Consider the following 21,827-nt stretch of genomic DNA (forward strand, 5'->3'; position numbering starts at 1 on the left):
CGACCCCGGGTCACCAGGACGGTGGCGCCGACGGCAGCGCCCGGTAGCGGCACGTCATGACATACCTCGACCCGCCGGGCGGCCACGGCCGCCCGGCGGTTCCGTCCGTGGCCTCCGACGGCGCGGCCGCCGCCGCGCTGGCGCGCTGCGTGTCGGTCGAGCCCGCCAAGTTCGCCGCCGCGCACTGGGGCCACACCCCGCTGCTGTCCCGCGCCGCCGAGCTGCCCGACCCGGCCGGGTTCACCGACCTCTTCAGCCCGGACGATGCCGACGAGCTGCTCAGCCGGCGCGGTCTGCGTACCCCTTTCCTGCGGGTCGCCAAGGACGGCCAGCTCGTGCCGGCGGCCCGCTGGACCGGCGGCGGCGGGGCCGGCGCCGAGATTGGCGACCAGGTGCTCGACGAGCGGATCCTGGAGCAGTACGCCGGCGGTGCCACGCTGGTGGTGCAGGGCCTGCACCGGATCTGGCCGCCGCTGGTGGACTTCGCCCGCGACCTGGGCCTCGCGCTGCGTCAGCCGTTGCAGGTCAACGCCTACCTCACCCCGGCGGGCAGCCAGGGCTTCGCCACCCACTACGACACCCACGACGTGTTCGTGCTCCAGGTGGACGGTCGGAAGCACTGGCGGATCCACCCGCCGGTGCTGCCGGACCCGCTGGAGAAGCAGCCGTGGGGCGGCCGCGCCGACGAGGTCGGCGCCACCGCGCAGGGTCCCGCCGCGCTGGACGTGGTGCTCGCGCCCGGCGACGCCCTCTACCTGCCGCGCGGGTGGCTGCACAGCGCCCAGGCGCAGGAGGCCAGCTCGCTGCACCTGACCGTGGGCATCCGCGCGTTGACCCGCTACGCGCTCGTCGAGGAACTGCTCGCGCTGGCCGCCGAGGACCAGCGGCTGCGGGCCAGCCTGCCGTTCGGCACCGACGTCGCCGACCCGGACGCCATCGAGCCGGAGTTGACCGAGACGGTGGAGGCGCTGCGCGACTGGCTGCTGCGGGCCGACCCGGGCGCGGTCGCCGCGCGGCTGCGCCAGCGCGCCTGGCCGGCGGCCCGCCCGGCGCCGATCCGTCCGCTCGCCCAGGCCGGCGCGCTGGCCACGCTGGACGCCGACTCCCGGCTCGTCCTGCGACCGGGCCTGCGGTGGCAGCTCGCGCCGCACGGGGACAGCCAGGTGGCGCTCCGGCTGTTCGACCGCACGATCACGCTGCCCGCCGACTGCGAGCCAGCCACCCGCACGCTGCTCAGCGGCACCGCGACCCGCGTCGGTGACCTACCGGGCCTGCCGGACGACGCCGACCGGGTCACCCTGGCCCGCCGCCTCCTGCGCGAGGCCGTCCTGGTGCCGGCCTGACCCTCTCCAGCCGGTTGATCAAGAGGTTCGCGTCACGACACGCCGGGTCGATGACGCAAACCTCTTGATCAACCGGAGAGCAGGGGGGCGGTCGGTCAGCGGGCTAGCGCCAGTAGCAGCACCGTTGTTACCAGGCCGCCGCCGAGTACCACCATGATCGGTTGGGGGCCGAGCATCGCGTGCCGGCGGTCGGCCAGCGCCCGCGCCGGCGCGAGCCCCATCAGCGGCCCGAGCAGCGTCACCACCAGCGCCAGCACCGGCAGTCCGACCGCCAGGTCGCCGCCGTACCCGACGCCGAGCGCCCGCGCGGCAACGCCCAGCGCGTACCCGAGCACCGCGCCGCCCGCCCCGCACAGCGCCAGCAACGGGTTGACCGAGCCCGGCAGCTCACCGGGCTGCCCGGCCCGGTTCAGCAGGTCACGGACCCGGCCGAGCAGCACCGCCGGGTCGGCGGGGGCACTGCCGTTGGCCGGCACGGGCGGTCCGCCGATGCGACGGGCGCCCAGCCGGGCACGGGCCTGCTGCCACAGGTGCGCCACCTCGGCGTCCACCCGTTCCTGTTCCTCGCGGGCGTCGACCAGTTCCTGCTCGGCACGTCGCACCTCGGCGACGGCCTCGTCGACCGCGCGTTCGGCCGCCGCGCACTGCCGCTCGTACCAGGTGTGCGCCTCGGCGCGCTGTTCGCGCACCCGAGCGGTCAGCTCGGCGAGCCGTCGTAGCTGCGCCGTGTACGTCTCACTGGCCACCGGTTCGTTCATCGCGACGGTCCATAGGGGATGATCACGTGACCGGTGCGGTGCACGGCCCGGTCGAAGAAGAGTCCGCGCCACGGGCGGGGATACCAGTCCGGGCCGCCGGTGCCCGGATAGAGCGACGCGCCCAGCTCGCCGCCGTGCGCGTCCAGCGCCACCCAGGCCCCGATCTGGTCGGTACGGGCGGCGGGACCACCCAGGTCGGCGCGCATCCGCGCCACGCCCCGCCACCAGGCCAGCACGTGGGTACGCCGCTCCGGCCCGTCGTGCAGGATCCGGCGCAACTGCTCCAGGCCCGTGCGCCGGCCCGTCCGCGCCGCGAGGGCGCCGGCCGCCGCGTCGACCGCGAACAGCAGCAGGTAGTGCGGAATGCCCGTGCTGGACAACCCGTCGGCCGTCTCGGACATCAACTCGCCGACCGTCTCCTCGTCGTACCAGGCGGCGTCGTCGGCCAGGTCGTCGTAGAGCGTGCGGGCGATGCCGTCGGCGTCCGGGTCGAGGCAGGCGATGGAGAAGCGGGCGGTGCCCGGCGGGTGCTGGCGGGCCAACGACCGGGCGGCCGCGTCCAGCACCGCGCACGCCTCGTCCACCCGCGTGCCGAGCACCGCCAGGTTGCGTCCGGGCGCGCGGGGCAGCCGTAGCGCCGCCGAACGCGCCTGCACGTCGATGATCTCGCCGAGCAGGGCCACCGGGTTGCGCGGGGCGCGGCCGTCCGCCGGGGCTTCGAGGGCCCGGAAGTCGGGGGCCTCGGTGAGCCGGGGGATCGCGTCACCGTCGAAGAGCCGGGCCGGGGCCGCGTCCGGCGGGCGCATCCGCCACAGGCGGTGTTGCAGGCCGCTCCACGTCTCCCAGTCGCTGGCGGCCGGGATCCGGGCGACCTCGTTGCCCTCGACCATGCCCGACTCGGCGTTGACCACCGCGTGCCAGCGTGGCAGTGACTGCGCCGCGTCGTTTCGTTCGGCGAGGATCCGCAACGCCTTGGGCAGCGCGATCCGCAGGGCGAACTGCGCCACCAGCGCGGGACGCCCCCACAGCGCCTCGATGCCCCGGACGTCCTGGGAGGCGAGCACCAGGTGGATGCCCTGCGACCGGCCGCGGCGGGCCAGGTCCTCCAGCAGGTCGGCGGCCTCCCGGGCCACCACGTCACGGCCCGCCAGCAGCATCTGGAACTCGTCGACCACCGCGACGATCCGCGGCCAGTGCCCGGTCGGGTCCACCGCGCGCAGCTCGGCGAGCTTGGTGACCTCGTGTTTCTTGGCCGCGTCGGCCCGCCGCCGCAGCTCCTCGGCGAGGAAGCGCAGCAGCGCCAGCCCGAACTCCCGGTCAGTGTTGACGTTGATCCCCACCAGGCGCATGTGCGGCAGCCAGCTCGGGTCACGCCGGCCCTGCGCGAACCGGGCGAAGGACACGCCCTCCTTGAAGTCCAGCAGATAGAACTCCAGCTCGGCGGGGGAGTAGCGGGCCGCCAGCGCGCCGATCCACGCGAAGATCAGGTTCGTCTTGCCGGTGCCGGACGGACCTCCGATGAGGGCGTGCGGCGGATAGTCGGCGAGCGTCAGGCGTACCGGCCGACCCTGCGGTCCCTCGCCGATCGGCACGGTCAGGCCGTCCGCCGAGTTCTCCCGCCACATCAGCTCCGGCGGCGGCAACAGGTCGCCGAACGGCGTCGGCGGCGGACCGGCGTTCACCTGGGCGGCGACCTCGCGGCAGGTCTCGGTGACCAGCGTCGCCGGCGGTGGTGGGTCCAGCCGCACCGACAGGCCCGACGGGCCGCCGATGCGGGCGCCCGACGCGTCCGCCACCACCCGGGTCACCGTCGGGTCGTCGGGCAGCGAGACGCCACGGACCACCAGGTGCACCCCACAGGCCGCGCCGGCCCGGACCACCCGGTCGAGCTGCCCGCGCTCGTGCCGGTTCAACTCGTCGCCGCCGAGCAGCACCGCCACCCGCCACGGCTCGGGGCGGCGGCCGGTCGCCGAGGCCAGCTCCCGCAGGGACCCGTACTCGCCGGCCAGCACCGTCTCGTTGATCCGCCGGATCTGTTCGACCAGGTCGTCCAGGAGCGGACCCAGTCCGCCCGGCCCGACGAAGGTGAGCAGCCCCGCCGTGACCAGGGGCGCGAACCCGGCCAGGCCGCCGCCGAGGTGCTCCGGGTCGTACCCGATCAGTCGTACCCCACCGGGGTCGGCGCGGCCGACGGCCCGCAGCAGCAGCGCGGACACCACGGCGTCGCAGCCGGCGCGGTCGTCGCCGGACAGGTGGACGTGCCCGGCGTCGAGCAGCGGCACCAGCGCGGGCACCGGCTCGACGTCGTCGAGCCGGACCGTGCCGACCCGCAGCGCGCCGGGTGGCTCGGCCCGGCGCAGGGGCGTGGGGGTCCAGCCCGGCCAGTCGGCGCCGGCGCAGCCGGGCGCCTCCTGGCGGGCGGCGTCGGCGGCGTGGCGGGCCAGCTCCGCGATGCGGGTGGCGTGCCGGGCGTCGATCTCGGCGAGGCGGCGGTCGCGTTGGCCGCCCACCCGCTCGGGTACGGCGGCGGCGGCCCGGCGGACCCGGGCGAGCCGCTCGCGACCGGCGCTCAGGTCGGCCTGCGCCGCCGACAGCCGGGTACGGGTGGCGCCCAGCGCCTCGGCGAGCGAGTCCCGGACCCGGGCGGCGAGCTGCCCGCGCCGGTCAGCCATCGGAGCCCCGGCGAGCCGGCGCGTCCCGCCACGGGCTGCCCGTACGCGGCGGTACGACCCCACCCGACGCCTGCCCACCCGCCGCGCCGGAAGGCGGACCACCGGCGCGCGGGACGCTCGGACGGGGGCTCGCGCCGCTGCCGGGCGGGGCGCCGGCGCGCTTGTCGTCGCGGCCTGGAGCCGGGCCCGCGTCCGGCTCGGCGGCGGCCCGCGGCGTTCCCGTGGGCAGGTCCCGGCCCAGCCGGGCGAGCAGCAGCCCGGCCGTCACCCCGGCGGCCACGGCCGAGTCGGCGGCGTGCGGCGGCTCCCCGGACGTGCGTGGCGGCGGCATCCGGCACACCCGGGTCAGCAGGGTCTCCAGCACCGGCGGCGGCAGCCCGGGCAGCAGGTCCCGTACCCGGCCGTCCAGCTCCCCGCGCAGCCGGCCGAGGTCGCTGGCGCGGGGCGGGTGCCCCAGCAGCTCACCGGCCAGCTCGCGCAGCAACGGTGGCGCGAGCGCCGCCATGCCGAGGCCCACGTCGGCCGACGCGCGGCGCAGCTCGGTCCGCAGTCGGTCGCGGTCACCGGCGCGTACGCCGCCCACGACCCGGCGCAGCAGCTCCGTCGAGTCGCGTAGCCGCTCGTCGGGCTCGTCCGTGCCGGTCTCGCGCCCGCCGGTCAGCTCGGCCACCCGTACGGACCACCAGCGACGCATCCGTACCTGCTCGGGCCGCTCCGGCGCCACAGTGGTGGGTCCGTCCGACGGCGCCTCGTCGTGGCGCTGGTCGCGCTGCTGTGGTCGGGGTGCCGGGGCGCCGTCGGCGGCCAACCCGATCGCGGCCAGGTACGCCGACAGCTGCTCCTGCGCCACCCGTAGCGCGTAGTTCGCGCTCTCGGCGTGCTCGGTGGCGGCGGACAGCTCGGGCACGCCCATGGGGTTGGCCGACTCCTGGCGGACCCAGCGCAGCCGCTCGGCGGCCAGGCCGAACTTCTCCAGGGCCTGACCGAGCAGACCCACCGGGAACTCCTCGCTGGCCGCACGGACCTGACCGCCGATGTCCTCGATGATGGACATGTCGGCCTACAGGGTGGAGACGTAGAGCTGGGCCTGCTCCACCGCGACCAGTGTCGCGGCGAGACACTCCTCCAACTCCTGACTGGCCTGTGTCAGCGAGGCCTGGGCCGCCTCGACCGTCTCGTGGCCGCTGCCCTCCAGCGCGCCGGCCAGTGTCTGTTGCGCCTCGGCCAGCTTCTCACCCGCCGCCTGGACGGCTGTCTGCCCGTCACCGATCTGTTGGAGGGCGACATCGATGGCAGCCTTCAGCTCGGCGACGCTCGCCACGGCGGAACCTCCTGGGGGCGGGGAGATCTCCATTAGAGCCTACCGGCGTCCCCGGGAGAACATCCGCCCTGGCGGTGTTGATGCCCGCCTGACCGTTAACCCCCGTGAAGTGCCGGGAGTCCGTTCTGTGGGAGTCCCAGTGCGAGAACTTTTCAGTTATCGCGGAGCCAGCGAGGGCCGTACACCTCGGCGCCCAGGGCCGTGACCCGCTCGCGCAGCTCCCGGTCGGCGGTGACCACCAGCCGGCGGCGCTGCGGGGCCGTCCGCACCAGCTCGACCACCGTGTCGTCCCCCGAACCGGGGGCGGAGACCACGCGCACCTCGTCGATGCCCGGCACGTCCCGCGCCGCGCCCTCGACCACGAGCACCACGTCGACCGGTGCCGTCAACCGGGCGGGAAGTCCCTCGGCGGCCACCGGAGCGAGGGCGTCCCGCAGCCGGGCGGCGGCCCCGGCCCGGTCCCGCCACCACCCGTTGGGGCGGGAGCCCACCACGTTGGCGCCGTCCACGATCAGCAGCGGGTTCTCCGTCATGCCGCCAGCCTGCCACCACCGGCCCGAACCGGCCGGACGCCACTCCACAGCGCGGTGCGACACCACCTGCGGCGTTTGTCGGGCCGGGTGCCGGGTAGCCCCTGCCGACCGTGCCGCGCCCCGACTGCGGAGGAGATAGATGATGGGACCCGGTGATCTCGGCTCCGACCCGTGGGACGAATTCCTGGCCCGGTACTTCGGCCGGGGTGAGGGAGGACGCCGACCGCCGCACCGGGTCGACATCACCCGACTGATGACCGCCGACGCCCGGGAGATGCTGGCCGACGCGGCCCGTCGCGCCGCGCAGCGGCAGAGCAACGACCTGGACACCGACCACCTGCTCTGGGCCGCGCTGCAACGCGAACCGCTGCGCGACCTGGTCCGCCGGGCCGGCGCCGACCCGGACACCCTGCTCAACGCCCTTGGTGGAAAGGGCGACGGCGCGCCGCGCGGCGAGGTGCCGCCCAACCTGTCGCTGACCCCGGCGGCCAAGCGGGCGCTGCTCGACGCCCACCAGCTGTCCCGGGCGATGGGCGCGAACTACATCGGCCCCGAGCACATCCTGATGGCCCTGCCGCTCAACCCCGAGTCGCCCGCCGGGCGGATGCTGGCCGCCGGTCGGATCCAACCCGAGTCGTTGCAGGCCGCCAACGCCGAGCGCGGCCCGATGAACGGACCGAAGCCGGACCGGGGTACGCCCACCCTCGACCAGTACGGCCAGGACCTCACCGACCTGGCCCGCGCCGACCAGATCGACCCGGTGATCGGGCGGGCCGACGAGATCGAGCAGGCCGTGGAGATCCTGTCCCGGCGGACCAAGAACAATCCGGTGCTCATCGGCGAGGCCGGCGTCGGCAAGACCGCCATCGTCGAGGGGTTGGCCGAGCGGATCTGCGACGGGGACGTGCCGCAGACCCTGCTCGGCAAGCGGGTGGTCCAGCTCGACCTGGCCGGCCTGGTCGCCGGCACCCGCTACCGGGGCGACTTCGAGGAACGGCTCAAGAAGGTCATCGACGAGATCCGGGCCCACCGCGACGAGCTGATCATCTTCATGGACGAGATCCACACCCTGGTCGGGGCCGGTGGCGCCGGCAGCGAGGGCGGCATGGACGCGTCCAACATGCTCAAGCCCGCCCTGGCGCGGGGCGAGCTGCGGGTGATCGGCGCGACCACGCTGGACGAGTACCGCAAGAGCATCGAGAAGGACGCCGCGCTGGCCCGGCGTTTCCAGCCGGTGTTGGTGCCCGAGCCGAGCATCGACGACACGATCGCGATCCTGCGCGGACTGCGGGACCGGTACGAGGCGCACCACCAGGTGCGCTTCACCGACGAGGCGCTGGTCACCGCCGCCGAGCTGTCCGACCGGTACGTCACCGACCGGTTCCTGCCGGACAAGGCGATCGACCTCATCGACCAGGCCGGCGCGCGCGTGCGGTTGCGCACCCGTACCCCGGCGTCCGACGTACGGGAGCTGGAACAGGAGCTCGACGACGTACGCCGGGACAAGGAGCAGGCCGTCACCGACGAGCAGTACGAGCGGGCGTCGGCGCTGCGCGACCGGATCTCCGAGCTGGAGCAGGAGATGCGGCGGGCCAACGGCGAGGACGGGCCGTCGTCCTCGCAGGTGCCCGAGGTGGGCCCGCAGGAGATCGCCGAGGTGGTGTCCCGGGCGACGGGCATCCCCGTCAGCCAGCTCACCGAGGAGGAACGCGACCGGCTGCTGCGCCTGGAGGGTCACCTGCACGAGAAGGTGGTCGGCCAGGACGACGCGGTCACCGCGGTGGCCGAGGCGGTCCGCCGGTCCCGGGCCGGGCTGGCCGACCCGGAGCGCCCGATGGGCAGCTTCCTGTTCCTCGGACCCACGGGCGTCGGCAAGACCGAGCTGGCCCGCGCCCTGGCCGAGGCGCTGTTCGGCGAGGCGGACCGGATGGTCCGGGTCGACATGAGCGAGTTCCAGGAGCGGCACACCGTCAGCCGGCTGGTCGGCGCCCCGCCCGGGTACGTCGGCTACGAGGAGGCCGGCCAGCTCACCGAGGCGGTACGCCGCCGCCCGTACGCGGTGGTGCTGCTCGACGAGATCGAGAAGGCGCACCCGGACGTGTTCAACATCCTGCTCCAGGTGCTCGACGACGGACGGCTCACCGACAGCCAGGGCCGTACGGTGAACTTCAAGAACACCGTCCTGATCATGACGAGCAACCTCGGCTCCGAGCTGATCACCGGCACCCAGCGTGCCGTCGGCTTCGGCACCGGCGCGCCCGGCAGCGAGCAGGAGAACGACGAGCTGCGCGAGCGGTTGATGCGCCGCCTGCAGGAGAACTTCCGCCCGGAGTTCCTCAACCGCATCGACGAGGTCATCATCTTCCGTCGACTGGAGGCCGAGCAGTTGCGCGACATCACCGCGCTGCTGCTGGAGGAGACCCGCCGCCGGATGCACGCCCAGGACATCCAGGTCGAGTTCACCACCGCCGGGGTGGACTGGCTCGCCGAGCACGGCTACCAGCCCGAGTTCGGCGCCCGTCCGCTGCGCCGGGTGATCCAGCGCGAGGTCGACAACCACCTGTCCCGGATGCTGCTCGAATCGGCGATCTCACCCGGCCAGAAGGTCGTCGTCGACGCCCGCGACGGGCAGCTCACCTTCGACGTGACTGCGGGCGAGCGGGGCTACACCACCGCCACGACAACACATCCACGATGAGCGGGCCGGCGGGACGCGAGGACCACGACGAGCCGCACGAGGACGCGGACGAGCACCCCGACCCGATCCTGGCGCCCCCGACGGCCAATCCACGTCGGACGCGGGTACCAGCCGAGGGCCTGCACCCCAAGCCCGACCAGGACGACCCGGAGACGCGAGAGGAGACGTGATGGTACGCGACACGCGGCTCGACCCCGAGGTGGAAGTGCTCTGGGAGGACTTCCACGCCGAGGTCAACGTCCCGTCGGAGCAGCTGCGCACCTGGCTGTTGACCAGGGGATCCGGGGAGGAGTCGTTCAGTCCGAACCCGGACCTGGATCTGCCCCAGCCGGGGCGGGAGATCCTCAAGGTGCTCAACAAGCGCAAGGTCGACCTCACGCCGGAGGACATCGAGGTGATGCGCGAGGCGGTCGAGCGGATCCGCGAGCTGATGGACGCCAAGCCCCGGCGCGGCAACGCCGACGACGAGTGGCGGCACTCGCTGCTCGACCTCGGGCACGATCCGCTCGTGGAACGCTGAGCGGCCGTACGGGACGGCGCCGACCCGGTTCGGGTCGGCGCCGTCGTCGCGCCCTACTGGCCCTGGTCGGGTTCCAGGCTGCCGATGGTCAGCCCCGCCGCGTCGGCGGCGGCGTCGCGTTCGCCCCGGGTCTGGTCCTCGCGGGTGAGCAGGTTGGCGTACTCGGTGACGTCGGCCGGGTCGGGCACCTCCGGAAGCCGGCGCAGGAAAGCCTCCACCTGACGGGTGGCGGCGGTGTGCGCGGCGGCGGCCTGGCGGAGCAGTTCGCGGTCGTCGGCGGGCGGGTAGAGATCGGTCATGTCCGCCAGATACCCGGACAGCGGCGGTTCGCACCGGCGGTGGCCCTCGTCTCGCCTCACCTAGCCTTCCTGGCCGGCGATGCCGTCCAGGAGGGTGGTCAGGTTGTGGTCGAACGTCTCCTCGGCGTCGAGGTGCGCGCCGTCGACGACGAGCCGGGCGATCGTGGGGTAGCGGCCCGTGTCGAGCATGCGCGTCAGGTAGGGGCCGAGGCTGGCCTGCCAGGCGCTCAACTCGGTGCCGGTGGCCCGGGCGGTACGTCGCTCGGTGACCTCCCGCCGCAGCGCTCCGATGATGAAGGCGTTGAGGGCGCCCAGGGCCCGCTGGAGGTCGTCGACGTCGCGTACGGCGGGGGCCTGGCTGAGCGCCGCGGCCGTCGACTCGCCCACGGCGAGTGCGTGCGGCCCGAGCTGCGGTCGTCCGCCGAGCAGGTCGGAGAACCACTCGTGGTCGAGGGCGGCGGCGCGGGTCCGTCGCACGATGGCCAGCACCGTGGCTCGCCACCCGGGGTGCGGGCCGCCCTCGGCGATCTCGGCGTAGACGGCGTCGACCATCAGGTCGAGCAGCTCTGACCGGTTGGTCACGTAGTCGTAGAGGCGCATCGGACCGACGCCGAGTTCCTTGGCGATCCGGCGGACCGACAGGCCGTCGAGGCCGTGCGCGTCGGCGAGCCGGATCGCCGTTTCGGCGATCTTCGCGCGGCTCAGCGGCACCGGCGTCGCCCGCGGGCGGGGCTCGGGCCGTTCCCACACGGGCACCACTTCGCTACCGTACGGTGTATCCACGCAATACAGTGTACGGTAAGGAGCATGGCGATGCGACTGGCGATCGTGGGCGGCGGCCTGGGTGGGCTGACCCTGGCACGGATCCTGCACCTGCACGGCGTCGAGGCGGTGGTCCACGAACGCGAGACGGACCGGGCCGCGCGCTCACAGGGCGGGATGCTCGACCTGCACCCGGAGTCCGGGCAGCGCGCCCTCGCCGAGGCGGGCCTCGGCGAGGAGTTCCGGTCGTCGGCGCGGCCCGAGGGCGAGGAGCACCGCATCCTCGACCCCGCCGGGCGTACGCTCGTGCACCACACACCGCGCCCCGGCTCGTTCGACGGACGCCCGGAGATCGACCGCACCGTCCTGCGTCATCTTCTGCTCGACGCGCTCCCGTCCGACGCCGTCGCCTGGGATCATCGCCTCGTCGGGGCGACGCCGCGACCCACCGGCGGTTTCCTGCTGACCTTCGACGACGGTCGTCGCGTCGAATGCGACATCCTCGTCGGCGCGGACGGCGCCCGCTCGGTGGTCCGACCGCTGCTGATCGACGCGCCACTGACGTACGTCTCCACCCACGTGGATCTCACCATCGGCGACGCCGACCGACGCCACCCGGATCTCGCCGAGATGGTCGGCCCCGGCAACCTGTGGTGCGTCGGCGTCAACCAGATCCTCGCCGCCCAGCGCCTCGGCGACGGCAGCATCCGGGTCGGGATCTCCCTCCGTGCCGAGGGCCGTGACCTGGACGCCTACCGCAGCAAGGATGCGCTACGGGCCCTCTTCGACGGCTGGGACACGCGCCTCACCGCGCTCATCGACGCCGGCGACGACGAGCCGACGCCGCGCCGGGTCGAGGCGATGCCGGTCGGCGCGCGCTGGGTCCACCAGCCGGGAGTCACCCTGCTCGGTGACGCCGCGCACCTCATGCCCCCGGTCGGTGAGGGCGCCAACCAGGCCATGCTGGACGCCGCCGAACTCGCTCACCAACTCGTCGTCCACCCCGGCGACCCGGACGCGGCGATCCGGGCGTACGAGGAGGCGATGTTCGCCAGGGTCCAGCCGATCGCCGAGATGTGCGCACGGGTCCAGGCGATGATGCTGTCCCCGACGGCGGCCGACGACCTCGTCCGCTTCTTCACGCGGCGTCCCGCCGAGCCCGTCAGCACCTAGGCCTCACGCCGCGCTGGGCTGCCGGACGCCGAAGGCCGGGTTGCGCACCAGCCAGTCCAGGTAGGTGGGGTGCGACGCCAGCGAGTCGGTGTAGGCCGCCTTCGCCGTGGCCAGCAGCAGCTCCGCGTCGCGGGCGGCGGGCGACTCCGGATGCCACCCCAGCAGCAGTCGCCAGCGCAGCGGGACACCGGCCAACCGCCGGGTGACCAGACCGGCCACCGGCCGGAACGTCGCCTGGCACAGGGCCACCGCCACGCCGGCGTCCACCAGGTCGACGCAGCCGCGGATGTCGGTCTCGTACACCTTGCGCGGGGTGAAGCCGGCGCGGGCGCAGGCGGCGGCGAAACAGTCGCCGAAGCAGCCGTCGCCGGGCGCCGCCACCCATTGCTCGTGGCGCAGGTCGGCCAGGCGCACCTCGTCCCGGTCGGCGAGCGGGTGGCTCGCCGGCAGCAGGACCAGCACCGGATCGACGGCCACCTCCCGCCACCTCAACCCGAACTCGGCCGAGGGGGTGGAGTCGCCGCAGACGCCGGTGAGGGCGAAGTCCAACCGTCCGCCCGCCACCAACTGCGCCAGCTCGTCCACCGACCACGAGGCGTACGTGGTGATCTGGGCCGGCGGCTCCTCGGCAGCGAGCCGGTGCACCAGCCGGCCCAGGATCGGGCTGTTCACGCCGCCGAGCCGGTAGCAGCGCGACACCTCGGCGGCGCCGGCCAGCCGCGCCGCCTCGTCCTGCAGACCCTTCATGGCCGGCAGCAGCACCCGGGCCCGGGCGAGCACCAGCTCACCGAGCGCGGTGGGGCGGGCGCCGCGCCGGTCCCGGTCGAACAGCGGCCCGCCCAGCGTCCGTTCGATCCGCTGGAGCTGGGCGGTCAGCGCCGGCTGGGCGAGCCCGAGGGCCGACGCCGCCTTGGTCACACTCCCTGTCTCCGCGATCGCGCAGACCACCCGTAGGTGTCGCAGCTCCAGGTTCATACGGTGACGGTAGGACCACGTCGCAGCCTGCGGAAGGGGCCAAGTGGATCGGTCACATTGAATGCATTCTGTGGTGCGGCCCGCGCCTTCAGTCGCGCGGCGGCTCCGGCAGGTCCTTCAGGTACGTCGGCCGCCGCGTCACCGCGTCGCGGAGCTTGTCCACCACGCCCACCGCCGGCTCGACGATGCGGTTCCACGGCGGCGTGGCCGGAGTGCCCGGGTGCGGCCGGGTCGGCGCGGCCTCCTCGGCGATCTCCAACCGGTTGCCCAGCCGGATCAGCTCCTCCGACGTCGCCACCGCGCGCAGCTCGGTGACGAGCGCGCCCACCCCGTCGACGTGGCGGCGGACCCGCTCGGCGACCTCGGTCACGCTCTCGTCGTTCAGCCCCTTGAGGGCGGCCAGCAGCGCCGCGTCACCGTCGATCTCGGCGTCCACCCGGGCGGCCTCGGCCGGCAGCGCCGCCCGCACCGCCGGCAGCAGGTACTGCTCCTCGGCGGAGATGTGCCGCGACAGCGCGGCGGTGAGCACCGCCAGCGCGTCGTTCGGCGTCGTGTCCGGGCCGCTCAGCTGGTCCACGAGGGTCAGCAACTGCCGGTGCTCGCGGTCCACGATGTCGGCGACGCTGCGGCCGCCGGGTCGGTAACCCTCGTCGGGTGCGGGCGTGGGCGGCAACGGGGGCAGGGGAACGGCGGACATGATGCCCTCCTCGACTGGCGGGCGGAAGCTCCGGCAGGGGATGTGCGGTCGTGGGCGGCGGTACCCGAACGCGGCCGCCGTGAAACCGCCGCCCGATTCGTCGACCTGGATGCCCGGCCGCGTCCCGTCGGTGCGCCGGCCCGCCGGTAACTCCGGGCTGGTATGAAGGGGCGATGACGAGCGACGCCGCCTCCGCCCGACCGGACCCCACCGCGGAGGTCGTGGACCTCTGCCGCGACCTGCTGCGCATCGACACCACCAACACCGGTGACAACGACACCAGCGTGGGTGAACGCCGCGCGGCCGAGTACGTGGCGGAGAAACTCGCCGAGGTGGGCATCGAGTCGGTCCTGCGCGAGTCCGCGCCCGGCCGGGCGAACGTCGTGGCCCGCATCCCCGGCGCCGACCCGAGCCGGGAAGCCCTGCTGGTGCACGGCCACCTGGACGTGGTGCCCGCCGACGCCGACGAGTGGTCGGTGCACCCGTTCTCCGGCGAGCAGCGCGACGGCTACCTGTGGGGTCGCGGCGCCATCGACATGAAGGACTTCGACGCGATGGTGCTCGCCGTGGTGCGGCACTGGCAGCGCACCGGCGTCCGGCCCCCGCGCGACATCGTCCTCGCGTACACCGCCGACGAGGAGGCGGGCAGCGACTACGGCGCGCGCTTCCTGGTCGAGAACCACCGCGACCTCTTCGACGGCTGCACCGAGGCGATCGGCGAGGTCGGCGGGTTCTCCTACTCGGTCAACGACAGCCAGCGCCTCTACCTCATCGAGACCGCCGAGAAGGGCATCGACTGGCTGCGGCTGCACGCCAAGGGTCGACCCGGGCACGGGTCGATGGTGCACGACGACAACGCGGTCACCGCCCTCGCCGAGGCGGTGGCCCGCATCGGTCGGCACCGCTTCCCGGTGGTGGTCACCGACACCGTACGGGCGTTCCTGACCGAGGTCTCCGACCTGCTCGGCATCGAGCTGGACCCGGAGGACCCGGAGGTCGCCATCGCCAAGCTCGGCCCGATCGCCAACATCATCGGCGCGACCATCCGCAACACGGCCAACCCGACGCGCCTCGCCGCCGGCTACAAGGACAACGTCATCCCGGGCCGCGCCACCGCCACCATCGACTGCCGCAGCCTCCCCGGCCAGTCCGAGCTGCTCGAGCGGCAGTTGCGCGAGCTGGTCGGCCCGGACATCGACATCGAGTACATCCAGCGGCAGCCCGCGTTGGAGACCACCTTCGACGGCGACCTCGTCGAGGCCATGTCGGCGGCGCTGCGCGCCGAGGACCCGGGCGCGCGGCCGGTGCCGTACATGCTCTCCGGCGGCACCGACGCGAAGGCGTTCTCGACGCTCGGCATCCGCTGCTTCGGATTCGCGCCGCTGCGGCTGCCCGCCGACCTGAACTTCTCCGCGTTGTTCCACGGCATCGACGAGCGCGTTCCGGTCGACGGACTACAGTTCGGCGTGCGGGTTCTCGACCGGTTCCTCCGCACCTGCTAGCAGTGTCCGCGTTACCTCCCCATCGTGAAGGGACTGCCCCACATGACCGACCAGCACGGTGAGCTGGACGCCGCACTCGAGCGGGTGATCGAAGCGGCCCGCCACCACCTGGCCGCCGTACGCGCCGCGCAGGGCCGCGTCGACGACGACGACGTCTGGCAGGCGTACGTGGCGTTGAACAACGCCTCCTTCGCCTACGACGAGCAGCTCCTCGACGCCTTCGGTGAGGTCACGCCGTGGGACGTCGACTCCATCGACCCGGACGAGGCCGACGAGCGCTTCGGCGGCGACGGTGTCGAGGCCAGCGACCCGCACCCCCGGGTGATCTCGGTGCGCCAACGCCGCGACTACCGGGTGCCGAGCATCTCCGCGCTGCTGCGGGCGGCCGAGGCGGCCCGCAGCGAGGGCACCCCCGAGGACGACGAGCCGGCGCCGGTGGAGGGCGTCGGTGAGGCGGTGCTGGAGCTGCTGCAGAGCGGCGACGGCTCGCTCGGCGCGCTGGACGTCCCGGAGCTGGAACCGCTCGACGGGGTGGTGATGGTCAGCGAGGTGGGCACCCCGGTCGACCTGGAGTCGTTCGACGACGACGACGCGGTCGGCCCGTTCCAGCCGGCCAGTGACGACCGGCTCGTCGGTCGGCTCGACGAGCACCCGTTCCTGGAACTCGACGACGACCACGACCACGCCGGGCACCAGCACTAGTTGGTTTCGGGCCGTACGACGCCCGGGGCCCGACCGTACGCGGTTCGGGTCCCGGGCGTTCCGTCGCGGTGCCCCGGCCGGTTGTCAGTACGACAGGCCCGGCTGCGGCTGGTTGACCCGCCGACGGCGCAACATGACCTGCCGCGTGCCGTCCCGGAACAGCCGTACCCGGGCCAACTCCCATCCGGAGAACTCCGCCTGGATCGCCAACTGCGCCGCTGCGGTCAACCGGTCGACGTTGGGCGGCAACCGCAGCGGCGCGTACTCGTAGTCCATGCCACCCATGCTGCCCAGCCCGGCGGCAGTCCGCCACCCCCTGGAGGGTGACCGACGCCGCTGCCGTGCCTGTTTCGTCCCGTCCTTGGGTCGTCTCGGGTCAGCCGTCGCGTTCGGGGTAGCCGACCGGCACCCCGGAGACGTCCTCCAACGCCGTGGTGATCTCCTCGGGCAGCGTGATGCGCTCGACCTGCAACGCGCCGAGCAGTTGCCCGACCGTCCGGGCGCCCAGGATCGGCGCGGTCACCCCGGGCCGGTCCCGGATCCAGGCCAGCGCCACCTCCAGCGGCGAGACCCCCAGCCCGCCGGCCGCGGTCGCCACCGCCTCCACGATGCTGGAGCAGCGCGGCTCCAGGTAGGTGGAGACGAACCGCTCGAAGTGCGGGGAGGCGGCCCGGGAGTCCCCCGGACGCCCGTGCCGGTACTTGCCGGTGAGCACCCCACGGCCCAACGGCGACCAGGGCAGCACGCCGAGGCCCAGCGCGTCGGCGGCCGGCAGGACCTCCCGCTCCACCCCCCGCTCCAGCAGCGAGTACTCCACCTGGGTGGCGACCACCGGCGCCCGCCCCGGCCAGGCCGTCTGCCAGGCGGCGGCCCGCGCGGTCTGCCAGCCGGAGAAGTTCGACACACCCACGTAGCGGACCTTCCCGCTGGCCACCGCGTGGTCCAGCGCCGCGAGGGTCTCCTCCAGGGGGGTGTCCGGGTCGTACCCGTGTACCTGGAACAGGTCGACGTGGTCGGTGCCGAGTCGACGCAGCGACGCCTCCAGGGTGCGCAGCAGGTGGCCCCGGGAGCCGTCGCGCCGCCGGGCGCTGCCCGGACGCAATCCCGCCTTCGTGGCGATCAGCAGCTCGTCGCGCGGGACGAGGGTGCCCAGCAGCGACCCGATCACGGACTCGGCATCGCCGTCGCCGTACACGTCGGCGGTGTCGATCAGGTTGCCGCCCGCGTCCAGGAAACTCTTCAGCTGGGCGGCCGCATCGTCGGCGTCGGTGTCCCGGCCCCAGGTCATGGTGCCGAGCGCGAGCCGCGAAACCGCCAGCCCGCTTCGGCCGAGCGGTCGCTGTTGCATGGGTGAACCTTATTTCGAACCCGCCGCCACGGATATCCTCGCTCCCGTCATCTCTGCCGGTTCTGCCGGTTCCGCCTCCGGAAGGCACCGCGACGGACGGGGGATCATTGGCGGTGAGCCGGTGATCGGGTCCGTTTTCGGCATTGCGTAACCTGATGCGACCTGTGCCACGGATGGGGGAGGACCAGTGCGACTCGGGCTCAGCCTCGGATACCAGACAGCGTGGAGTACGCCCGCCGACCACCTGGCGCTCGCTCAGGAGGCGGACCGCCTCGGTTACTCGGTGGTGTGGGCGGCGGAGGCGTACGGCTCCGACTCGCCCAGCATGCTCGCCTGGATGGCCGGCCAGACGCAACGGATCGACGTGGGCTCGGCGGTGATGCAGATCCCCGCCCGTACACCGGCGGCCACCGCGATGACGGCCGCCACCATCGACGCCCTGTCCGGCGGCCGGTTCCGGCTCGGCCTCGGCGTCTCCGGCCCGCAGGTCTCCGAGGGCTGGCACGGCGTACGGTTCGCCAAGCCCCTGGGCCGTACCCGCGAGTTCGTCGACATCGTCAAGCTGGCCATCGCCCGCAAGGAGGTGGCGTACGACGGTGAGCACTACACGCTGCCGCTGCCCGACGGCCCCGGCAAGGCGCTGCGGCTGAGCTTCCACCCGCCCCGCGAGCACATCCCGATCTACCTGGCCGCGGTCGGCCCGAAGAACCTGGAGCTGGCCGGCGAGATCGCCGACGGCTGGCTCGCCGTGTTCTACGCCCCGGAGTTCGCCGACGAGCACCTCGCCGCCGTCTCCGCCGGTCGGGCCAAGGCCGGCAAGGAACTGGCCGGGTTCGACGTGGTGCCGTCCGTGCCGGTCGTCGTCGGCGACGACGTCGCCTCCTGCGCCGAGCTGGTCCGCTGGTACGCCGCGCTCTACGTCGGCGGGATGGGCAGCCGGCAGCAGAACTTCTACAACCAGCTCGCCACCCGGATGGGCTACGGCGACGCCGCCCGCGAGGTCCAGGACCTCTACCTGGCCAAGCGCCAGCGCGACGCCGCCGCCGCCGTACCCATGGAGTTCATCGACCGTACGTCGCTGCTGGGCCCGAAGGAGCGCATCGCCGAGAGGATGCGCGAGTACGCCGCCTCCGGTGTCACCACGCTGTCGGTGACCCTGTTCGTGGCCGACCGGGACAGCGGTGTGCAGACCCTGCGGACCGTCGCCGAGGCTCTCGAGCTCTCGGGAGTCGGCGAGTGACCTGGGTTGAGGCCATCGTCCTGGGCATCGTCCAAGGGCTGACCGAGTTCCTGCCGGTCAGCTCGTCGGGGCATCTGCGGATCACCTCGGCGATCTTCTTCGACCGTGACGCGGGCGCGTCGTTCACCGCGGTCACCCAGCTCGGCACCGAGGCCGCCGTGCTGATCTACTTCGCGAAGGACATCTGGCGGATCACCCGTACCTGGCTGGTCGGGCTCAGGGACAAGTCCGTGCGTTCGAGCCTCGACTACCGGATGGGCTGGTACGTGATCGTCGGCTCGATCCCCATCGGGCTGTTCGGGTTCCTCTTCAAGGATCAGATCAAGACGGCCGGGCGCAACCTGTGGGTGGTGTCGACCACGCTGATCGTGTTCGCGTTCGTGCTGGCCTTCGCCGAGTACTGGGGTCGGCAGACGCGCACGCTGGAGAACTTCCGGATGAAGGATGGCATCGTGATGGGCTTCGCCCAGGCGATGGCGCTGGTCCCCGGCGTGTCCCGCTCCGGGGGGACGCTCACCGCCGGCCTGCTGCTCAACCTGACCCGGGAGGCGGCCGCGCGCTACTCGTTCCTGCTGGCCATCCCGGCGGTGGTGATGTCCGGGGTGTTCAGCCTCGGGGACGTCTTCGAACCGTCCGCCCCGGGTACGTCCGTGCCTACGGTGGCCCAGACGGTCGTGGCCACCCTCATCGCGTTCGGCATCGGGTACGCGGCGATCGCCTGGCTGCTGCGCTACGTCGCCCACCACACCCTGTACGTCTTCGTGCTGTACCGGGTCGCGTTGGGCACCCTGGTCCTGGCGCTCCTGCTGACCGGCACGATCAGCGCCACCTGACCGCTCGCACTGAAGGTACGGCGATGGCCGGCACCCGTTGTCGGGTGCCGGCCATCGGTGGTTCTTAGCTGTTCCAGTACTGGCCGACCAGGTCGGTGGCCTGCTGCTCCCACTGCGCGTAGGCGTCGGGGTAGGCGGAGACCTGGACGGTCTGGGCGGCGTCGGTCAGCGGCATGTCCTGCCAGCCGTCGACCTGCTTGAGGCCCTTGAGGAACGCGGTGGTGGAGTACTCGGGGTTGGTGATCTGCTCGGGCGTGCCCCAACCGCTGGTCGGGCGCTGCTGGAACAGGCCGAGGGAGTCGTGGTCGTTGGCGTCGCCGAGGTGGCCGAGGTTCTGAAGCTTGGACTCCTGCAGGCTGGTGGCGATGGAGATGACCGCGGCGCGCTCGGGCAGGCCGGCCTTCTTGGTGGCGGCGATGATGGCCTTGGCGTTGGCGGTCTGCTCGTCGTTGAGGGTGATGTGCGACTGGTCGCCCTGCGGCTTGGGCGCCGCGGTCTGCACCGCGACGGCGGTGGCGGGCTTGGCGTCGACCGGGTTGGCGTGGGCGGCGATGGGGCCGGCGAAGACGCCACCGGCGAACGCGAGACCAGCGATGGACAGCATGCTCTTGCGGATGATCGTGTTCATCAGGGTTGCTCCTTCGGGGGTAGGAAACACCCACACGTCACCGTTCGGGGGATCAGGTGACGGGGGTGTCAGCACCTCGTCCGGGCGCTCAAAGTCTTTGGGGGGCGGCCTGCGAGCGGGGGGCTCGTGGCGGCCGGTCCGTGTGTAACGACCCGGGGGGCGGGGCCATTCCCGGCGGCTTGGCGGCCTGCGAGCGGGGGGCTCGTGGTGGCCGGTCCGTGTGTAACGACCCGGGGGGCGGGGTCATTCCCGGGGGGCTTGGCGCCTGCGGGCGGGGGGCTCGTGGTGGCCGGTCCGTGTGTAACGACCCGGGGGGCGGGGCCATTCCCGGGGGGCTTGGCGCCTGCGGGCGGGTTGCTCGTGACGGCCGGTCCGTGTGTAACGCCCTGCCGGCCGGGGCCATTCCCGGGGGCTGACGATCCGCGGTGAGCGGGGCTCGCCGCGCCCGGACGGGATGCAACGACCGGCGGTCCGGGGCCCATTCCCGGGGCCTCACGACCCGCGGGAGGCGGGGCTCGCCGCGCCGGGACCGGGGTATAGCGACCGGCGGTCCGGGGTCATTCCCGGAGGGCCGGAGGGGCGGTGACCCGCCTTTGCTCTGCTTCAACCGAGGAAACACCTGCCGTCCGATAATCGGACACCGGGTGTTGCCTGGGTTGAAGCAGAGCAAAGGACGCGAGGTGATGGGGCCCGACCCGACGGGCGACGGGCGGCGGGCGGCGACCTGCGCTCCTGGCGATCGTCCGGGGGCCACGACGGCCGGGCGCGCCAACGACTCCCCGGCCACGGGACACCCGGTCACGGGGCACCCGGCCACCACAACAGCCCTCGCCAATCGGACATACCGTCCGCGGCGGCGATCGGACCGGATGGTCGACTCCGGATCGCCGAAGTCGGGGTGTCCGGGACCGGTTGATGCCCCCACATCGGCGAACTCGTGTCGATCATGGTGGGGGCTGCTCAGGTCGGTGACCGACTACGGGTCGCCGACGTGGGGTCGCATCCGGCGGCCCGACGGACGCTACGCGCGTGGCCCACTCCGTCGATACCCCGCGACGGCGATCTGGAGTCGATCGTGTCGAGGCGGTGTGGACCGGGCGAAACGCGACACCGTCCCGCGACGTGAACTGGCGCCCGTCGGGACAATCCGACGGGCGCCAGTTCGGGGTACGTCCGGGGCAGCGCCCCGTTTGTGGTGCCGGTTAGTGCGCAGCTCCGCCGAAGCGTTGGCGGCGACGCCAGGCCAGGGTCAGCAGCAGCATGATCGCGCCGGCGCCAACGAGGCCGCCGCCGAGCTTCATGGGCGTACCGATGCTGTCACCGGTGACGGGCAGCGGCTGCTTGCGGTGCAGCACCCGCAGCTCGGTGCTCGCGGTCCGACCGGACTCACGGCCCGTGGCGGTGAAGGTCAGCAGACCGGTCACCGACGGCTTGTAGCTCTTGGTGAAGCGCCCCTGGGCGTCGGTGTACGCCGTGAAGTTGAGCGGCGCACTCGCCTGGTACGCCACCGGCGCCATGGCCACGGTGGTGCCGTCGCTGCGGCGCGCCGGCGCGTTGCCGGCGGCCGGGGCAGCGATGGGGGTGACCGTGACCGAGATGTCGACGGTCTCGTTGGGGCCGAAATTGGTGCCGGTCAGGATGACCGTCTCGCCCAGGAAGATCGTCGGCCGGTTGACGGTCAGGGACGCGGCGGCCGGCGGGTACGGCGGCGGTTGAGGCGTGCCGCTGGGCGTCGGCTGCGGCTGTGCCGCCCCCGCTGCCGTCGGCACGGCCACCACGGCCAGGCCGACCGTGAGCGCCATGATGATGCGGGATAGCCGCAT

Annotated in this window: 22 protein-coding genes; 9 read left to right on the top strand and 13 right to left on the bottom strand. The window is 73.3% G+C overall.

Going from position 1 to position 21,827, the window contains the following annotated elements:
- The first annotated feature begins 56 nt into the window (after positions 1–56).
- On the top strand, positions 57–1,343 hold the full coding sequence (locus tag ABZ272_RS25540; RefSeq protein ID WP_355052444.1) for a cupin domain-containing protein: 1,287 nt from the start codon (positions 57–59) through the stop codon (positions 1,341–1,343).
- 95 nt (positions 1,344–1,438) lie between these two features.
- Here ABZ272_RS25540 and ABZ272_RS25545 read toward each other — a convergent pair whose 3' ends face one another.
- From ABZ272_RS25545 to ABZ272_RS25565, 5 genes are all read right to left on the bottom strand, one after another.
- Complete coding sequence (locus ABZ272_RS25545; protein ID WP_355052445.1) at positions 1,439–2,101, bottom strand: hypothetical protein; 663 nt, start codon at positions 2,099–2,101, stop codon at positions 1,439–1,441.
- Positions 2,098–4,773, bottom strand: coding sequence for an FtsK/SpoIIIE domain-containing protein (locus ABZ272_RS25550; protein WP_355052446.1), 2,676 nt, complete (start codon positions 4,771–4,773; stop codon positions 2,098–2,100). The genes ABZ272_RS25545 and ABZ272_RS25550 overlap by 4 nt, the downstream gene beginning before the upstream one ends.
- Positions 4,766–5,827 carry a hypothetical protein gene (locus ABZ272_RS25555; RefSeq protein ID WP_355052447.1) on the bottom strand — a complete coding sequence of 354 codons (1,062 nt, stop codon included), beginning with the start codon at positions 5,825–5,827 and terminating at the stop codon, positions 4,766–4,768. Before ABZ272_RS25555 ends, ABZ272_RS25550 begins: the two co-directional genes overlap by 8 nt.
- 6 nt (positions 5,828–5,833) lie before the next feature.
- Positions 5,834–6,094 carry a hypothetical protein gene (locus ABZ272_RS25560; RefSeq protein WP_007076395.1) on the bottom strand — a complete coding sequence of 87 codons (261 nt, stop codon included), beginning with the start codon at positions 6,092–6,094 and terminating at the stop codon, positions 5,834–5,836.
- A gap of 152 nt (positions 6,095–6,246) precedes the next feature.
- A complete protein-coding gene (locus ABZ272_RS25565; protein WP_355052448.1) occupies positions 6,247–6,627 on the bottom strand; it encodes a hypothetical protein in 381 nt (126 codons plus the stop codon).
- A 139-nt stretch (positions 6,628–6,766) separates the two neighbouring features.
- On the opposite strand from ABZ272_RS25565, the gene ABZ272_RS25570 reads away from it, so the two are divergent.
- Genes ABZ272_RS25570 through ABZ272_RS25580 form a run of 3 tightly spaced genes read left to right on the top strand, consistent with a single transcriptional unit; the run spans position 6,767 to position 9,845 of the window.
- A complete protein-coding gene (locus ABZ272_RS25570; protein ID WP_355052449.1) occupies positions 6,767–9,325 on the top strand; it encodes an ATP-dependent Clp protease ATP-binding subunit in 2,559 nt (852 codons plus the stop codon).
- The gene (locus ABZ272_RS25575) at positions 9,322–9,495 is read left to right on the top strand and encodes a hypothetical protein (protein WP_355052450.1); all 174 of its coding nucleotides are present in this window, start codon (positions 9,322–9,324) and stop codon (positions 9,493–9,495) included. The genes ABZ272_RS25570 and ABZ272_RS25575 overlap by 4 nt, the downstream gene beginning before the upstream one ends.
- Complete coding sequence (locus ABZ272_RS25580) at positions 9,495–9,845, top strand: DUF3140 domain-containing protein (protein ID WP_234582023.1); 351 nt, start codon at positions 9,495–9,497, stop codon at positions 9,843–9,845. The genes ABZ272_RS25575 and ABZ272_RS25580 overlap by 1 nt, the downstream gene beginning before the upstream one ends.
- Before the next feature lie 53 nt (positions 9,846–9,898).
- Here the strand turns inward: ABZ272_RS25580 and ABZ272_RS25585 are convergent, their stop codons facing one another.
- The gene (locus ABZ272_RS25585) at positions 9,899–10,144 is read right to left on the bottom strand and encodes a hypothetical protein (RefSeq protein ID WP_266241928.1); all 246 of its coding nucleotides are present in this window, start codon (positions 10,142–10,144) and stop codon (positions 9,899–9,901) included.
- A gap of 60 nt (positions 10,145–10,204) precedes the next feature.
- Positions 10,205–10,927: a TetR/AcrR family transcriptional regulator gene (locus ABZ272_RS25590; RefSeq protein WP_355052451.1), complete on the bottom strand. Its 723-nt coding sequence runs from the start codon at positions 10,925–10,927 to the stop codon at positions 10,205–10,207.
- A 24-nt stretch (positions 10,928–10,951) separates the two neighbouring features.
- On the opposite strand from ABZ272_RS25590, the gene ABZ272_RS25595 reads away from it, so the two are divergent.
- Positions 10,952–12,079, top strand: coding sequence for an NAD(P)/FAD-dependent oxidoreductase (locus ABZ272_RS25595; protein WP_355052452.1), 1,128 nt, complete (start codon positions 10,952–10,954; stop codon positions 12,077–12,079).
- A 3-nt stretch (positions 12,080–12,082) separates the two neighbouring features.
- Here the strand turns inward: ABZ272_RS25595 and ABZ272_RS25600 are convergent, their stop codons facing one another.
- Together ABZ272_RS25600 and ABZ272_RS25605 are read right to left on the bottom strand one after the other, a co-directional pair.
- Entirely contained in the window at positions 12,083–13,054 is a 972-nt protein-coding gene (locus ABZ272_RS25600) for a LysR family transcriptional regulator (RefSeq protein WP_355052453.1), read from the bottom strand.
- A gap of 88 nt (positions 13,055–13,142) precedes the next feature.
- Positions 13,143–13,751, bottom strand: a complete 609-nt coding sequence (locus ABZ272_RS25605) for a hemerythrin domain-containing protein (RefSeq protein WP_355052454.1) — start codon at positions 13,749–13,751, stop codon at positions 13,143–13,145.
- A gap of 173 nt (positions 13,752–13,924) precedes the next feature.
- On the opposite strand from ABZ272_RS25605, the gene ABZ272_RS25610 reads away from it, so the two are divergent.
- Both ABZ272_RS25610 and ABZ272_RS25615 read left to right on the top strand, forming a co-directional pair.
- Positions 13,925–15,253 carry a M20/M25/M40 family metallo-hydrolase gene (locus tag ABZ272_RS25610; protein WP_355052455.1) on the top strand — a complete coding sequence of 443 codons (1,329 nt, stop codon included), beginning with the start codon at positions 13,925–13,927 and terminating at the stop codon, positions 15,251–15,253.
- 42 nt (positions 15,254–15,295) lie between these two features.
- On the top strand, positions 15,296–15,955 hold the full coding sequence (locus ABZ272_RS25615; RefSeq protein ID WP_355052456.1) for a hypothetical protein: 660 nt from the start codon (positions 15,296–15,298) through the stop codon (positions 15,953–15,955).
- 84 nt (positions 15,956–16,039) lie between these two features.
- Here the strand turns inward: ABZ272_RS25615 and ABZ272_RS25620 are convergent, their stop codons facing one another.
- Complete coding sequence (locus ABZ272_RS25620; protein WP_039906151.1) at positions 16,040–16,231, bottom strand: DUF5703 family protein; 192 nt, start codon at positions 16,229–16,231, stop codon at positions 16,040–16,042.
- Positions 16,232–16,331: 100 nt separating this feature from the next.
- The gene (locus tag ABZ272_RS25625; RefSeq protein ID WP_355052457.1) at positions 16,332–17,303 is read right to left on the bottom strand and encodes an aldo/keto reductase; all 972 of its coding nucleotides are present in this window, start codon (positions 17,301–17,303) and stop codon (positions 16,332–16,334) included.
- A gap of 187 nt (positions 17,304–17,490) precedes the next feature.
- On the opposite strand from ABZ272_RS25625, the gene ABZ272_RS25630 reads away from it, so the two are divergent.
- Together ABZ272_RS25630 and ABZ272_RS25635 are read left to right on the top strand one after the other, a co-directional pair.
- Positions 17,491–18,543, top strand: coding sequence for an LLM class F420-dependent oxidoreductase (locus tag ABZ272_RS25630; protein ID WP_355052458.1), 1,053 nt, complete (start codon positions 17,491–17,493; stop codon positions 18,541–18,543).
- Positions 18,540–19,376 (top strand): undecaprenyl-diphosphate phosphatase, encoded by an 837-nt coding sequence (locus tag ABZ272_RS25635; RefSeq protein ID WP_355052459.1) that lies wholly within the window; start codon positions 18,540–18,542, stop codon positions 19,374–19,376. Before ABZ272_RS25630 ends, ABZ272_RS25635 begins: the two co-directional genes overlap by 4 nt.
- Positions 19,377–19,440: 64 nt before the next feature.
- Here the strand turns inward: ABZ272_RS25635 and ABZ272_RS25640 are convergent, their stop codons facing one another.
- Together ABZ272_RS25640 and ABZ272_RS25645 are read right to left on the bottom strand one after the other, a co-directional pair.
- Positions 19,441–20,004: a hypothetical protein gene (locus ABZ272_RS25640; protein ID WP_355052460.1), complete on the bottom strand. Its 564-nt coding sequence runs from the start codon at positions 20,002–20,004 to the stop codon at positions 19,441–19,443.
- A 1,202-nt stretch (positions 20,005–21,206) separates the two neighbouring features.
- Positions 21,207–21,827, bottom strand: a complete 621-nt coding sequence (locus ABZ272_RS25645) for a hypothetical protein (protein WP_355052461.1) — start codon at positions 21,825–21,827, stop codon at positions 21,207–21,209.

Source organism: Micromonospora sp. NPDC005979, assembly GCF_040614415.1.
In the GTDB taxonomy this organism is placed as follows: Bacteria; Actinomycetota; Actinomycetes; order Mycobacteriales; family Micromonosporaceae; genus Micromonospora.

What these genes read in the sequence shown, in the direction of transcription:
- ABZ272_RS25580 (WP_234582023.1), top strand. Translation starts at nt 9,495, where the DNA reads ATGGTACGCGACACGCGGCTCGACCCCGAGGTGGAAGTGCTCTGGGAG.
- ABZ272_RS25605 (WP_355052454.1), bottom strand. Translation starts at nt 13,751, where the DNA reads ATGTCCGCCGTTCCCCTGCCCCCGTTGCCGCCCACGCCCGCACCCGAC.
- ABZ272_RS25610 (WP_355052455.1), top strand. Translation starts at nt 13,925, where the DNA reads ATGACGAGCGACGCCGCCTCCGCCCGACCGGACCCCACCGCGGAGGTC.
- ABZ272_RS25585 (WP_266241928.1), bottom strand. Translation starts at nt 10,144, where the DNA reads ATGACCGATCTCTACCCGCCCGCCGACGACCGCGAACTGCTCCGCCAG.
- ABZ272_RS25600 (WP_355052453.1), bottom strand. Translation starts at nt 13,054, where the DNA reads ATGAACCTGGAGCTGCGACACCTACGGGTGGTCTGCGCGATCGCGGAG.
- ABZ272_RS25565 (WP_355052448.1), bottom strand. Translation starts at nt 6,627, where the DNA reads ATGACGGAGAACCCGCTGCTGATCGTGGACGGCGCCAACGTGGTGGGC.
- ABZ272_RS25595 (WP_355052452.1), top strand. Translation starts at nt 10,952, where the DNA reads ATGGCGATGCGACTGGCGATCGTGGGCGGCGGCCTGGGTGGGCTGACC.
- ABZ272_RS25555 (WP_355052447.1), bottom strand. Translation starts at nt 5,827, where the DNA reads ATGTCCATCATCGAGGACATCGGCGGTCAGGTCCGTGCGGCCAGCGAG.
- ABZ272_RS25625 (WP_355052457.1), bottom strand. Translation starts at nt 17,303, where the DNA reads ATGCAACAGCGACCGCTCGGCCGAAGCGGGCTGGCGGTTTCGCGGCTC.
- ABZ272_RS25615 (WP_355052456.1), top strand. Translation starts at nt 15,296, where the DNA reads ATGACCGACCAGCACGGTGAGCTGGACGCCGCACTCGAGCGGGTGATC.
- ABZ272_RS25545 (WP_355052445.1), bottom strand. Translation starts at nt 2,101, where the DNA reads ATGAACGAACCGGTGGCCAGTGAGACGTACACGGCGCAGCTACGACGG.
- ABZ272_RS25640 (WP_355052460.1), bottom strand. Translation starts at nt 20,004, where the DNA reads ATGAACACGATCATCCGCAAGAGCATGCTGTCCATCGCTGGTCTCGCG.
- ABZ272_RS25550 (WP_355052446.1), bottom strand. Translation starts at nt 4,773, where the DNA reads ATGGCTGACCGGCGCGGGCAGCTCGCCGCCCGGGTCCGGGACTCGCTC.
- ABZ272_RS25575 (WP_355052450.1), top strand. Translation starts at nt 9,322, where the DNA reads ATGAGCGGGCCGGCGGGACGCGAGGACCACGACGAGCCGCACGAGGAC.
- ABZ272_RS25570 (WP_355052449.1), top strand. Translation starts at nt 6,767, where the DNA reads ATGATGGGACCCGGTGATCTCGGCTCCGACCCGTGGGACGAATTCCTG.
- ABZ272_RS25645 (WP_355052461.1), bottom strand. Translation starts at nt 21,827, where the DNA reads ATGCGGCTATCCCGCATCATCATGGCGCTCACGGTCGGCCTGGCCGTG.
- ABZ272_RS25540 (WP_355052444.1), top strand. Translation starts at nt 57, where the DNA reads ATGACATACCTCGACCCGCCGGGCGGCCACGGCCGCCCGGCGGTTCCG.
- ABZ272_RS25620 (WP_039906151.1), bottom strand. Translation starts at nt 16,231, where the DNA reads ATGGACTACGAGTACGCGCCGCTGCGGTTGCCGCCCAACGTCGACCGG.